The sequence below is a fragment of the Photobacterium sanguinicancri genome, from assembly GCF_002265265.1.
In the GTDB taxonomy this organism is placed as follows: domain Bacteria; phylum Pseudomonadota; class Gammaproteobacteria; order Enterobacterales; family Vibrionaceae; genus Photobacterium; species Photobacterium sanguinicancri.
On the sequence record NZ_NOIF01000137.1, the window covers coordinates 1 to 14,227 of the forward strand.

11 protein-coding genes are annotated in these 14,227 nt (G+C 44.3%); 8 read left to right on the forward strand and 3 right to left on the reverse strand.

The annotated features are described in order from the left end of the window. Positions 1-1,336: 1,336 nt before the first annotated feature. Positions 1,337-2,983 (reverse strand): chaperonin GroEL, encoded by a 1,647-nt coding sequence (groL, locus tag ASV53_RS17415; protein WP_094958026.1) that lies wholly within the window; start codon positions 2,981-2,983, stop codon positions 1,337-1,339. Between the two features lie 39 nt (positions 2,984-3,022). After that, a complete protein-coding gene (locus ASV53_RS17420) occupies positions 3,023-3,313 on the reverse strand; it encodes a co-chaperone GroES (RefSeq protein ID WP_048899867.1) in 291 nt (96 codons plus the stop codon). Between the two features lie 208 nt (positions 3,314-3,521). Between ASV53_RS17420 and ASV53_RS17425 the strand changes: the two genes are divergently transcribed. Further along, positions 3,522-4,892, forward strand: coding sequence for an MATE family efflux transporter (locus ASV53_RS17425; protein WP_094958027.1), 1,371 nt, complete (start codon positions 3,522-3,524; stop codon positions 4,890-4,892). Positions 4,893-5,017: 125 nt separating this feature from the next. On the opposite strand, the gene ASV53_RS17430 is transcribed toward ASV53_RS17425, so the two are convergent. Continuing rightward, on the reverse strand, positions 5,018-5,581 hold the full coding sequence (locus tag ASV53_RS17430; protein WP_189337906.1) for an FxsA family protein: 564 nt from the start codon (positions 5,579-5,581) through the stop codon (positions 5,018-5,020). Positions 5,582-6,022: 441 nt separating this feature from the next. Here ASV53_RS17430 and aspA point away from each other — a divergent pair, with 441 nt between their 5' ends. From aspA to ASV53_RS17465, 7 genes are all read left to right on the forward strand, one after another. Beyond that, positions 6,023-7,483 (forward strand): aspartate ammonia-lyase, encoded by a 1,461-nt coding sequence (gene aspA, locus ASV53_RS17435; RefSeq protein WP_062690210.1) that lies wholly within the window; start codon positions 6,023-6,025, stop codon positions 7,481-7,483. 124 nt (positions 7,484-7,607) lie between these two features. Then, positions 7,608-8,915: an anaerobic C4-dicarboxylate transporter gene (locus ASV53_RS17440; protein ID WP_094958029.1), complete on the forward strand. Its 1,308-nt coding sequence runs from the start codon at positions 7,608-7,610 to the stop codon at positions 8,913-8,915. Between the two features lie 468 nt (positions 8,916-9,383). Further along, positions 9,384-10,325 carry a LysR family transcriptional regulator gene (locus tag ASV53_RS17445; RefSeq protein WP_062690208.1) on the forward strand — a complete coding sequence of 314 codons (942 nt, stop codon included), beginning with the start codon at positions 9,384-9,386 and terminating at the stop codon, positions 10,323-10,325. Between the two features lie 150 nt (positions 10,326-10,475). After that, positions 10,476-11,111: a response regulator transcription factor gene (locus tag ASV53_RS17450; protein WP_094958032.1), complete on the forward strand. Its 636-nt coding sequence runs from the start codon at positions 10,476-10,478 to the stop codon at positions 11,109-11,111. A 274-nt stretch (positions 11,112-11,385) separates the two neighbouring features. Continuing rightward, positions 11,386-12,018 carry a MarC family protein gene (locus tag ASV53_RS17455; RefSeq protein WP_094958030.1) on the forward strand — a complete coding sequence of 211 codons (633 nt, stop codon included), beginning with the start codon at positions 11,386-11,388 and terminating at the stop codon, positions 12,016-12,018. A gap of 202 nt (positions 12,019-12,220) precedes the next feature. Next, complete coding sequence (locus ASV53_RS17460) at positions 12,221-12,487, forward strand: DUF4212 domain-containing protein (RefSeq protein ID WP_062690206.1); 267 nt, start codon at positions 12,221-12,223, stop codon at positions 12,485-12,487. A gap of 11 nt (positions 12,488-12,498) precedes the next feature. Next, positions 12,499-14,202, forward strand: a complete 1,704-nt coding sequence (locus tag ASV53_RS17465; RefSeq protein WP_094958031.1) for a sodium:solute symporter family protein — start codon at positions 12,499-12,501, stop codon at positions 14,200-14,202. Positions 14,203-14,227: the final 25 nt, after the last annotated feature.

The window sequence follows — 14,227 nt, forward strand, 5'->3', positions numbered from 1 at the left end:
CCCTTATTAGATTGTAAGTTATTGTTATAGCTGATTTTTAAATTAACTAAATCAAATGGGTATAACTACACCCACTTTTTAATGAGGGGGCATCCCTATTTTTTTACCATGACATAAACCTATAACGCTATGCCGCACGAAGTAATTTACTCATTAAAATCCATACTACATACCCCTGACATCAAAAATGTACAACATTAACGACCAATATCAGCTAAAAGGTGATCGTTTCACTTAAATTATTCACCCCCTCTTAATTTAAATGTAAACCATTGATTTTAAGTGCAATATTTCCTGTACAGCTTTTCTGGCTTTTTTAAAAGTGAACCGTACATGGTATTTCTTAGCCTACAGATGTATTTTTACTTATCCAATAATACCAGCTAGAACGCCCCGTACAGCTTTTCACCAAAAAAGCAGCGAAAAGATACACGAAAATAAACTCGTAATTAACCAGCAACAAAATCAAAGCTAAGCTCATGTTTTAAAAGAAATTAAATCACAGTGCAGCTTATTTTGCTTTTTGTCGGATAAATGGTGCCATGTATATTTCACAAAGAAGAACCATAAAAACAGCGACGAATGGTAAGTATGAATGGCCAATATGAGGGACATAAAGGAAAGAACAGATTACAAAGCAGTAAAGGATAAACCGTCATTATTAATGTCCCCACACCAAGATACCAATCGACATAGCTGGTGGTTCTCGTGGATTAATACCATTAAATACCTTCGTTATATATTTGTCGGAAAGGCAGATCGCGAGCAGTAATAAATACCTCTCCTAAATCATTTTCCCTGCACAACATTCTTAGCACTTATCTATCCTGCTAGCGATTCCGAGGTTAACCATACTAACGCGTACAGCTTTAGCTTAAGCGTACTGGAAAATGGTGAGCAATTTGACGCCCATACTCCAAAAACAACAAGGCGTACGTAAATTATTGATTTTAAAGGGATAAATCAACGTACAGCTTATTGAGCTTTTTCATGAGTGAACTGTACAGGTGGAAATGAGCATGAGGAACTAAAGATATGAACAAGATATAGCCAGAATACGGCATAACTTTAGTCATAAATCGTACGCCAAAACCCCAGCCCTATTCACACTCAATTGGCACAAAAGCGTACATATTCCTTTTCAGCTCCCTTAAGCTTTCTACAGGCGTAAAAAAGCCGAAGTATAAACCTCGGCTTTCTAAACCTACTGGATAAATAGGTGGGCTAACTCAACGCTGTATGGCTTTAGTACAAGGAGAGCACGCGGAGTTTACGCTAGTAAATGAGCATGCTCGACGCAGTAATTAAGCCTTACAGCAAAGAGATAGGCTGGCTATCACATCATGCCGCCCATACCACCCATACCGCCCATGCCGCCCATATCAGGCATTGCAGGCGCATCTTTAGCAGGCTTGTCTGTAATCATTGCTTCTGTTGTGATCATAAGACCAGCAACTGATGCTGCGAACTGTAGAGCAGAACGCGTTACTTTAGTTGGGTCTAGGATACCCATTGCGATCATGTCGCCGTACTCACCTGTTGCTGCGTTGTAACCGTAGTTACCTTCGCCTGCACGAACATTGTTCGCCACAACTGACTCTTCGTCACCTGCGTTTTTAGTGATTTGACGAATAGGCGCTTCCATTGCACGTAGTGCAACGCGGATACCTACGTTTTGTTCTTCGTTGCTACCTTCTAGGTTTGCAACTTTTGATGCTGCGCGGATAAGTGCAACACCACCACCAGCAACAACACCTTCTTCAACCGCTGCGCGAGTTGCGTGTAGTGCATCTTCTACGCGGTCTTTTTTCTCTTTCATTTCAACTTCTGTTGCAGCACCCACTTTAATGACTGCTACGCCGCCCGCTAGTTTTGCTACGCGCTCTTGAAGTTTTTCTTTATCGTAATCTGATGTTGCGTCTTCGATTTGTTGACGAATTTGCACAACACGGCTTTGAATCATCGCTTCTTCACCAGCACCATCAATGATAGTCGTTGCTTCTTTAGTGATAGTGATGCGTTTCGCTTGGCCTAGATCTTCTAGTTGTACTTTTTCTAGCTCAAGACCAATCTCTTCAGAGATCACGGTACCTGCAGTTAGTACTGCGATGTCTTGTAGCATTGATTTACGACGGTCACCGAAACCAGGTGCTTTAACAGCCGCTACTTTCACGATACCGCGCATGTTGTTCACAACAAGTGTTGCTAGCGCTTCGCCTTCAACGTCTTCAGCGACGATAAGTAGTGGGCGAGATGCTTTCGCTACACCTTCTAGAGCAGGAAGTAGTTCACGAATGTTCGATACTTTCTTGTCTACAAGTAGAATAAATGGGCTTTCTAAATCAACAGAACCCGCTTCTTGGTTGTTGATGAAGTAAGGCGATAGGTAACCGCGGTCGAACTGCATACCTTCAACAACGTCTAGTTCGTCTTGAAGTGCTTGACCTTCTTCAACAGTGATAACACCGTCGCGGCCTACTTTTTCCATTGCTTCTGCAATTAGGTTACCAACAGTTTCGTCAGAGTTTGCAGAGATAGTACCTACTTGTGCGATAGCTTTTGTATCTTCACAAGGTACAGACAGTGCTTTCAGCTCTTCAACAGCAGCAATAACTGCTTTGTCGATGCCGCGCTTAAGATCCATTGGGTTCATGCCCGCTGCTACAGCTTTAAGGCCTTCAGTAATAATTGCTTGCGCAAGTACTGTTGCCGTCGTAGTACCGTCACCCGCAGCATCGTTAGCTTGAGAAGCAACTTCTTTCACCATTTGTGCGCCCATGTTCTGGAATTTGTCTTCCAGTTCAATTTCACGCGCAACAGATACGCCATCTTTAGTGATGGTTGGTGCACCAAATGATTTATCTAGTACAACGTTACGGCCTTTAGGACCTAAAGTTACTTTTACTGCGTCAGCTAGAACGTTTACACCTTCTAGCATGCGTACGCGTGCATCATTACCAAATTTGACGTCTTTAGCAGCCATGTCAGTTTCCTTTCTTAATTCTTAATGTAGGTGAATGGATTATTCAACGATTGCCATGATGTCGTTTTCAGACATGATTAGCACTTCTTTACCGTCGATTTTTTCTGATTTAGTGCCGTAGCCTTCAGCGAAGATAACGGTGTCGCCAACTTTAACGTCTAGCGCTTGTACTGTACCGTTTTCTAAGATGCGACCTTTACCTACTGCAAGGATCACACCGCGTGTTGATTTTTCAGCGGCAGAACCAGTAAGAACGATGCCACCAGCAGACTTTGATTCAACTTCTTGGCGTTCAACGATAACTCGGTCGTGTAATGGACGAATATTCATCGGTCGTCTCTCCTAATTTGGTTATGTCCAATAAAAATAAGTGAGTAAGATAATGTAAGGCGCTTACTCCTTCGATACATAGCATGTTGGGTCGATTTTCTGGAACCCAAGCCTTACAAGCTAAATAAATTCAAAATTTCTTCGAGAACTTTTGCCCCGTCACATTCTTTGCTTTAGGGTGAGCGAGCATCTTTACGTCGAGGCAACTATGACGCGTACGAATACCCCAGATAAACACGGCCTTCTCACAGCCCCCATTGATCTCGTTTTACGCCGCCTCACCATTCCGATGGTGTTTGGCATGGTGGCGATTCTGATGTTCAATCTGGTTGATACACTTTTTATTTCTTTGCTCGGCACCGAAGCGCTCGCAGCCGTGAGTTTCACCTTTCCTGTTACCTTTGCGCTGAACTGTATCACCATGGGCGTGGGCGTAGGCTTATCCACCTCTATTGGCCGTTTATTGGGCCAAGGCGACATGGCATCTGCAGCACGTTTTTCCAGCCATGGTTTGTTACTCGCTGTCATCTTAATGATTGCCGCTTCAAGCTTAGGTTTAGTTACCATTGATCCTTTGTTTTCATTATTAGGGGCTTCACCTAGCCTGCTCCCTATCATCAATGAATACATGTCAGTATGGTATATCGCCATTCCACTATTAGTGATCCCGATGGCGGGTAACAGCGCGATTCGAGCAACAGGTGATACCAAAACCCCCGCTAAGATCATGATGCTGGCAGGCTTGATCAATGGGATCCTCGATCCGTTATTGATCTTCGGCTACGGCCCATTTCCTGAACTCGGGGTACAAGGGGCCGCGATTGCCAGTGGAGTCAGCTGGGCTGTGGCCTTAGTCGGCTCTTTATATGTGCTGACTAAGCGTGAAAAGCTATTGGCCTGGCCACAGCTTAATAAATTGCTCCACGATTGGCGCCAAGTATTAGAGATAGGCACCCCTGCAGGCCTGTCTAACGCCTTAACGCCGTTGTCTGGGGCATTCTTAATGGCAATTTTAGCCGCCCAAGGGACAACGTCTGTCGCCGCCTATGGCGCTGCAATGCGGATTGAGTCGATTCTTATCATTGTCATGATGTCACTGGGTTCAGCACTGATGCCTTTTATGGCACAGAACCTCGGGGCTAATAATCCACAACGTGCTTTTAAAGCACTGTTTATGGCAATGCGCTTTGCGATCGTATTTCAATTATTAGTGTTTGTGATGATGGTGCCGCTTAGTTGGCCGTTGTCGGCACTTTTCAGTCAAGACAGCCAAGTACAGGATTTATTGTGGCATTACTTGATGGTGGTGCCATTAAGTTATGGCTTACAGGCCGTTTGCATGTTGCTGATCAGCGGATTAAATGCAATGCATAAACCCATGAATGCATTAATTTGGAATTTACTTCGTCTGTTTGCATTTCTGTTACCAACAGCTTGGCTTGGCAGTCAATATTACGGGACTGAAGGGCTATTTATTGGCATTGCTATTGCCAACATTTTTAGTGGGATTGGTGCTTACTGTTATGCACTGCGTATTCGACGCCAATGCCTGACACCAACAGACCTACCAAACGGGTAAAAACAGGCAGTATAAATAGCCGAACGGGCTGGTCAAATAAAACAAGATATGAATAAAAAAGCAGCCTAGGCTGCTTTTTTTATTATTCACATATTGTCATGACTACAATCACATCATGTTACCAATTAAGGTAAACGCGGTGCGTCGTCATCTTTTTTCTCTTCATCTTTGCGCTCAAATTCCCCATCAAATACATCGCCATTTTGATTACGACGCTGAGAACTAAATGGGTCTTGTTGATCAAACGAGCCTTGCTGATCAAATGGACCTTGTCCATTAAATCCTTGACCACCACCAAAGCCGCCACTGAAACCAGCTCCCGCACCCATGCTATTAACTTTAACTCGGCTCATTAGCTGCTTGGCTAAATACGCACGTGGGGCTGGTAACAGCACAGCCATACCAAGAAAGTCAGTCATAAAGCCCGGTGTAAGCAGTAGCACTCCCGCAACCGCCAGCATGACACCTTCTACAATTTGCTGGGCTGGTAGCTCACCTTGCGCCAATTTGCCTTGTACCGACATTAAAGTCGCAATGCCTTGGCTACGCACCAGTGACGCCCCAACAATGGCCGTTACCAACACGAGTCCAATCGTTGGCCACATACCGAGAAAACCACCTACTTGTACAAACAGAGCGATCTCCACAATCGGCACAACAATAAAAAGAAACATTAAAATAGGAAACACGACTTACCTCTTGGTGGCCTGTGATAATTGCCGCCCAACGACCCCACTGTCGATGGTCAACATGAAAAATTAGGGTATATCTAAACTATGCGGGCATTGTGGCATTTTTCAAGCGCATTGGCGTAGACCAAGCTTGCATAATTCATGACAAGATAAAACAAACAAAGCTTTCACATTTTACTATATTTGGTCATTTTTCATCTTATTCAGCGCATCACTTGTTAACAGGTAATGTGAGCTAACTCTCGTTTTTATGCAAATAAAAACACGCCATTCAAAAAAGTGATCTGGATTATGTTTTTACCCCTAAAGGGGAGTATTATCGTCTGCAAATAAGGTGTCAGGTACGATCATCTAGCCAACACTTCTGCAGAATGGATTCTTATTCAGAACTGGCTCAACATTTGAATTTTCTTAGCAGATTCCCCATAAGGCTACATTATGTCTCAGATGATTGATCTAGAAAAAAACGAAGCAACTCTTAACGTTGCAACCCGCATTGAAGAAGATCTACTTGGTGAGCGTCACGTTCCAGCTGATGCTTACTGGGGTATTCACACTCTTCGCGCTGTTGAAAACTTCAACATTTCTAAAACGACTATTTCTGATGTTCCAGAATTCGTTCGTGGCATGGTTTTCACTAAGAAAGCGGCTGCAATGGCGAACAAAGAACTAGGCGCTATTCCTTCTGAAGTTGGTGAGTACATCATCAAAGCATGTGACCTGATCCTAGATACAGGCAAATGCATGGATCAATTCCCATCAGATGTTTACCAAGGTGGCGCAGGCACTTCAGTTAACATGAATGCTAACGAAGTTGTTGCTAACCTAGCACTTGAGCTAATGGGCAAAGAGAAAGGCGAATACGATATCGTTAACCCTAACGATCACGTAAACAAATCTCAGTCTACTAACTGTGCTTACCCTACAGGCTTCCGTGTTGCTGTATACAACAGCATCATCAACATGCTTGACGCACTTGAGCATCTAAAAGCCGCTTTCGATGCCAAAGACAAAGAATTTTCACACATCCTGAAAATGGGCCGTACCCAACTTCAAGATGCTGTACCTATGACTGTAGGTCAAGAATTCCACGCTTTCGGTATTCTTATTAAAGAAGAAATTAAAAACCTTAAGCACACGGCAGAGCTTCTACTTGAAGTTAACCTTGGCGCTACCGCTATCGGTACTGGCTTGAACGCTGCAACTGGCTACCAAGAGCTTTCAGTTCAACGTCTTGCTGAAATCACAGGTCTACCTTGTACTCCTGCTGAAGACCTTATCGAAGCAACATCAGACTGTGGTGCTTACGTAATGATTCACGGCGCGCTTAAGCGTACAGCTGTGAAACTGTCTAAGATTTGTAACGACTTACGTCTACTATCTTCAGGCCCACGTACTGGTCTAAACGAACTAAACCTACCTGAAATGCAAGCTGGTTCTTCTATCATGCCAGCTAAAGTTAACCCAGTAATCCCTGAAGTGGTTAACCAAGTGTGTTTCAAAGTAATTGGTAACGACACTACCCTAACTTTCGCAGCAGAAGCAGGTCAGCTTCAGTTGAACGTTATGGAACCAGTGATCGGTCAGGCACTATTTGAGTCTATCGACCTACTGAAAAATGCCGCTATCAACCTAACTGATAAGTGTATTGTTGGTATCACAGTGAACAAAGAAGTGTGTGAAAGCTTCGTGTTTAACTCTATTGGTATCGTAACTTACCTAAACCCATTCATCGGCCACCACGAAGGCGACATCGTTGGTAAGATTTGTGCGGAAACAGGTAAGAATGTACGTGAAGTAGTACTAGAGCGTGGTCTTCTAACTGAAGAACAACTAGACGACATCTTCTCAGTACAAAACTTGATGCACCCAGAATACAAAGCAAAACGTTACAACTAATAGTAACGGCCCTCGTAATATAAATTAAAATTTGGCGGATATTCAGGACGAGTGTCCGCCCTTCTTTGCTACAGATTCCCCCCTTTTATTTTTTTTGATTAACTTTAAGACAGGATAGATCCCTATGATTGGTGTAGAACTCTTTGTTGTTCTCGCGTTTATTTATTTAGGCGCACGTATCGGTGGTATTGGTATTGGTTTGGCAGGTGGCGCTGGTGTCATTGTGTTATCGCTCTTTTTAGGCGTGCCCACGAGTCAATCTTTTATCCCCGTAGATGTAATCCTTATTATCATGTCAGTTATTACCGCAATCGCCGCAATGCAAGTGGCTGGTGGTATGGACTGGCTAGTTGAAATAGCAGAAAACTTCCTTCGCAAAAACCCTAAACACATCACTTTCTACGCGCCTATCGTGACATACCTAATGACACTGATGGCAGGTACCGGCCACACGGCTTTCTCTACCCTTCCGGTTATTGCTGAAGTTGCTAAAGAGCAAGGCGTTCGCCCTTCTCGTCCACTTTCTATCGCCGTTGTTGCTTCACAAATCGCTATCACTGCATCGCCAATTTCAGCGGCAGTTGTGTTCTTCTCAGGTCTACTTGAGCCACTAGGCGTGGGTTACCTAACACTGCTTGCAGTTTGTATTCCAACGACTTTCCTAGCATGTATGGCTGGTGCGTTTGTTGCTAACTTCCTTGGCTGTGAACTAAAAGACGATCCGGTTTACCAAGAACGTTTAGAAAAAGGTCTGATTAAGCTAAAAGGTACTGAAAAACGTCAGATTTTGCCAACAGCAAAAACAGCGACTTACATCTTCCTAGCGGCTATCGCATTTGTAGTGTGCTACGCAGCAGCGATTTCAAGCTCTGTTGGTCTGATTGAGAACCCGGCTCTGGGTCGTAACGAAGCTATCATGACAGTAATGCTGGCAGCAGCAGCGGCTATCGTGACATTCACTAAAATCGACGCATCAAAAATCGCAGCAGCACCAACGTTCCGCTCTGGTATGACAGCATGTATCTGTGTACTGGGTGTGGCATGGTTAGGTTCTACGTTCGTTAACTCACACGTTGATGGCATTAAAGAAGTAGCGGCTTCATTACTGAGTGACTACCCATGGATGCTAGCTATCGTATTGTTCCTAGCTTCTATGCTGCTTTACTCTCAAGGCGCAACCACTGTCGCACTAATGCCTGCAGCATTGGCTATCGGTGTTGCTCCTCTTACTGCTATCGCATCGTTTGCAGCAGTAAGTGCACTGTTCGTACTTCCTACTTACCCAACGCTACTAGCGGCAGTTGAGATGGATGACACAGGCTCTACCCGTATCGGTAACTTGGTATTTAACCACCCGTTCTTTATTCCTGGTGTGGTGACCATTTCAACTTCGGTTGCACTAGGCTTCTTATTCGGCGGTATGATTCTTTAATCGCTTGAAAATATAAGTTCTAGAACAGAATAAGGTCACCTTCGGGTGGCCTTTTTTGTGCCATTGAAATAAATAACAGCGAGATAGATTGAATCGGTAGAACAACTGAAAAGCTGAAGTATACTCAACATGGTTAGTATTTACTTACTATCATTATAAGCGGTGATTTATTGTGGCTAAATAACAAGAGAGAATGAAAAATAGTGTTACGATTTTAATGTGTTAGAAAGGAGTAAAGCAGGAGAAAAACGCGGTAAAATAAGGTAATTATTGTCTCCGCCCCATCCTAGGGCGAAGACCCGAACACCAACGGATTCCCATCGTTAGTGTTCTACTCGAATAACTCACCAATCCCAGTGTCTTATTCGATATGTCTCAGTGTTTTGCTACAGATTCAGGTTGAAGACAGAACAACCTGAGTCCTTATAGTAGTCACAGCACGCCTAATGCGATAGAGGTAAAAGCGTGATGCAGCGATGCAAAAATGGTATGAAGTTAGATGACCTACGCACCCTAATTGCGATTGCTCAGCAAGGAAGTTTCAGAGCCGCAGCCAGTGCACTGGATATCCCCCCTGCGACCTTGAGCCGTCGATTACAACGGCTAGAAGATACCTTAGGTAGCCAATTGGTTATCCGTGATAGCCGCAATGTATCACTGACACCGCTTGGCCAAAATTACTTCGATCGCTGTCAGCCTCTCATTGATGATTTAGAAGCCGCCACCAGCGAAATTCAGGACAGCAGCCAAAACACCCCACGCGGCGCGTTACGTATTTCCGCGCCTGTTGGTTTGCTTACCTATCAACTGATGCCACTATTTAATCAGTTCTTAGCGCAGTACCCTGAAGTCACGTTATCGTTGAATCAGTTATCGAATCAGCAACACGATTACAGCCCCGAACAATATGATGTAGTGTTTAGGGTCGGTCAGCAGCCAGATTCTAGCTTTGCGGCTGCAACCATTGGTGAATCACAACGTATTTTGGTTGCTTCCCCTTGCTATTTAGCACAGCAAGGCACACCTCATACTCCTGAAGAACTAGAGCTTCATGCCCGCCTAGCCAGTGTGCCTGAATTTGAATGGGCACTCACTTCTAAGCAAAGTAATCAAACCGTCTGGCTTAACTCACCAGTACGGATGGCCATTGCCGATCTTAACAGCATTAAGCAAGCGACTATTAGCGGACTAGGCATCGCTTGCCTACCAAATTATGTTGTGGCAGACGCCATCGCCCAGCAGCGATTAACGACGATGATGCCAGAGTGGTACTCACCACCACGCCCTATTTACATGCTTTATCAGCGCTTAGGCTATGTCCCTTTGCACATTAGTCACTTCATTGATTTCATGCGAAGTGCCTTAACTACATCATCAGTCTTAACTTGCTCAATAGCAGATAAAAAATAACAGAAAAACACACACGATTACCCAGAGTGCCAGTGCCTTCACAAGCGAATACTATCAACCTCTGATCCAACGCAGATCTTGAGTGTTAACAAATTGATCTCGCTATAAGGCAGTGATAGCTTAAAGAAAAGGATTAATAATGAGATGGATATGGACGCCCAATACACTATTGTCATTGCCGATGATCACCCACTGTTTCGTAATGCGTTATTTCAATCGGTACATATGGCTTTCAGTGGAGCCAACCTACTAGAAGCTGACTCGCTCGACTCACTATTGACCCTACTCGATAAAGAAGAAACTGATGTCGACTTGCTACTACTCGATTTAAAAATGCCGGGGGCCAATGGCATGTCAGGGCTGATTCAGTTACGTAACCAACACCCCGATCTACCGATCGTGGTCATCTCAGCCAGTGAAGAGCACAGTGTGGTGAAGCAAGTACGCAGCCACGGTGCATTTGGCTTTATCCCCAAATCTAGCGACATGCGCGCTTTAGTTTCCGCGCTGAACCAAGTTTTAGAAGGCGAACCCTTTTTCCCTGAAGGCATGAATGAAGCCGATGATGATGGGCATACTGAATTAGCAGAGAGAATAGCCACCCTAACGCCTCAGCAATACAAAGTGCTTTGCATGCTGTCTGATGGCTTGCTCAACAAGCAAATCGCCTATGACTTAAATGTGTCAGAAGCAACAATTAAGGCCCATATGACGGCCATTTTTCGTAAACTTAATGTTAGAAATCGCACTCAGGCAGTAATTTTGCTACAGCAAATGGATTTATAGCATCAATCATTTAATTGCATCGATAGCAGTATCATCTATCGGTGCAGCTAACGAATACTCCCTTATATTTAAAGGGATATAGCAATAAATAGTATTGGATAGCATACCTTTAGCTTTAATGGCTAAAATCACCATGTATTTTGTAACAACTTAAACGGTCAAAGTACGCAATATTTTCATAAAAAGTCATACCTTTTTGCTATCCTTAGCAATAAATACAGATTAAACCCTCAAATTACATACAATTCCTCTCTATCATCTTAAGGAGGCTCTTTTGCTTAGTGCTTTAGTTACCCAGTTTGTTCTTATTTGGGCCGTCGTTGATCCTATCGGTTCTGTTCCTGTTTATCTTGCTCAAACCAACCACCTCACCGCACATCAACGCCGGTTAGTCGCATTAAAAGCTGTCGGCATTGCGACTGGCGTACTGTTATTCTTTGTTATCGTGGGACAGATCCTATTAGAAGCGATGCAAATTCCCCTTCCCGCCTTCCAAGCAGCGGGCGGGTTAGTCTTACTCTTATTTGCTCTCACCATGATTTTTGGTGAAGGCAAAGTTGACCAAGAATGTAAATTAAGCCAAGACGATGTGGCACATTCAGAGCTTGGCAACTTAGCGGTTTATCCCCTCGCGATCCCTTCTATCGCCTCTCCGGGCGCTATGATGGCCGTCGTCATGCTGACGGATAACAACCGCTATGCACTGGGTGATCAAATAATGACAACCTTAGTCATGCTAGCCGTGTTAACCATCACGTTATTGCTATTACTCGGAGCCAATAAGATCCAGAAATACATTGGCACAGTGGGCGCGGCGATCATCAGCCGAGTCATGGGATTAATACTCGCGGCCGTTGCAGTCAATAACCTACTGGTTGGCATAAAAGATTTTTACATCATGGGTTAGACCTTAGGCTAACGCAACATTTCATTAACACCTCAAAATATTCGCTAACCTCACAAAATCGCCGCATTCGTGGCGATTTTGTCGTTTATCCCTCGACTAAAGTTGCACTGTGTCTTTCATTATTCATTGCTATTGTCGTTACGTAACATTTTATTAACGTACAAATTGCGTTTTTACTTTCGTAACGTGTAAGGAGATAACAATGGCGTTTGAATCCAAGGAACATGCACAAGCCTACTGGCGAGAAAACCTCGCAACGATGGGATCGTTATTGGCCATTTGGTTTTTAGTCTCATATGGCGCAGGGATCTTATTTGTGGATGTCCTCAACAACTTTCAAATCGGTGGCTTTAAACTGGGTTTTTGGTTCTCACAGCAGGGAGCTATCTATACCTTTGTCGCCCTGATTTTTGTCTACGTGATGCGTATGAACGCACTGGATCGTAAGTTCAACGTACAGGAAGACTAAGAGGTTATTTCATGGATATTCAAACTTGGACGTTTATTTTAGTTGGTTTTACTTTCTCGGTGTATATCGGCATTGCCATCTGGGCACGTGCAGGATCCACCAGTGAGTTTTATGTCGCGGGCGGTGGTGTTCACCCTGTAGCAAACGGGATGGCAACAGCAGCAGACTGGATGTCGGCAGCATCGTTTATTTCAATGGCAGGTATTATTTCTTTCGTCGGCTATGACGGTGGTGTGTATCTGATGGGGTGGACGGGCGGCTATGTCCTACTTGCGTTATGCCTCGCACCTTATCTACGAAAATTTGGCCAATTCACTGTGCCAGATTTTATCGGAGAACGTTACTACTCCAGAACTGCACGTATGGTTGCCGTCTTTTGTGCCATTTTCGTTTCGTTTACTTACGTAGCAGGTCAAATGCGTGGTGTGGGCGTAGTATTTGCTCGCTTCCTCGAAGTTGATATCAACATGGGTATCATCATCGGGATGGGTATTGTGTTCTTCTACGCCGTATTAGGCGGTATGAAAGGCATTACCTACACCCAAGTTGCACAATTTTGTGTTCTGATTTTTGCTTTCTTAGTGCCAGCAATCTTCACATCAATCATGATGACAGGTACCCCAGTGCCACAACTAGGCCTTGGCTCAACACTCACAGGGTCAGAAACCTATGTACTGGATAAGCTTGATGGCTTGACCACCGAACTCGGCTTTACCGCCTATACCGATGGCTCCAAAAGTATGGTTGATGTGTTCTTCATCTGTGCAGCCTTGATGGTAGGTACCGCAGGATTACCTCACGTTATCATTCGCTTCTTTACTGTGCCTCGCGTAAAAGATGCCCGTATTTCTGCAGGCTGGGCATTGTTGTTTATCTCACTACTTTATACCACGGCACCGTCGGTTGCTGCATTTGCACGTATCAATATGATTCAGACTATCAATGGTCCTGAAATGCAAGGTGTCACGGCTGAACAAGCGCCAGGTTGGGTGACTAACTGGGAGAAAACAGGACTGGTTAAATGGGAAGATAAAAACGGCGATGGCAGGATGTTCTACTCGGGCGATGAGCGTAACGAGATGAACATCAACCGTGACATTATCGTACTGGCAAGCCCTGAGCTGGCAAATCTACCTAACTGGGTTGTCGCACTATTGGCCGCAGGTGGTTTAGCCGCAGCCCTATCAACAGCTGCAGGCTTGCTGCTGGTGATTTCAACCTCGATTTCACATGATTTGCTCAAGAAAGGGTTTAAGCCAGATATGACCGATAAACAAGAACTAATGGCCGCACGTATCGGTGCCGCTGTGGCGATTGTCGGCGCAGGGTATCTAGGCATTAATCCGCCAGGGTTTGTCGCTCAAGTTGTTGCGTTCTCGTTTGGCTTAGCCGCAGCATCTTTCTTCCCTGCCATTATTCTGGGCATCTTCTATAAGCAGATGAACAAAGAAGGAGCAATCGCGGGCATGTTAAGTGGCATTACCTTCACCGCCTCTTACATCATATACTTTAAGTTCATCAATCCAGCAGCAAGTACCCCTGAAAACTGGTTCTTTGGCATCAGTCCTGAAGGTATTGGCACGTTAGGAATGTGTTTGAACTTTGTGGTATCGATTGTGGTTAATAAATTTACCTCGGAAGTACCAAAAGAAGTACAAGATATGGTGGAATCAATTCGTTACCCTAAAGGCGCAGGCGAAGCACACGACCATTAATTGTTAAGTTAAACAATAGATTAAC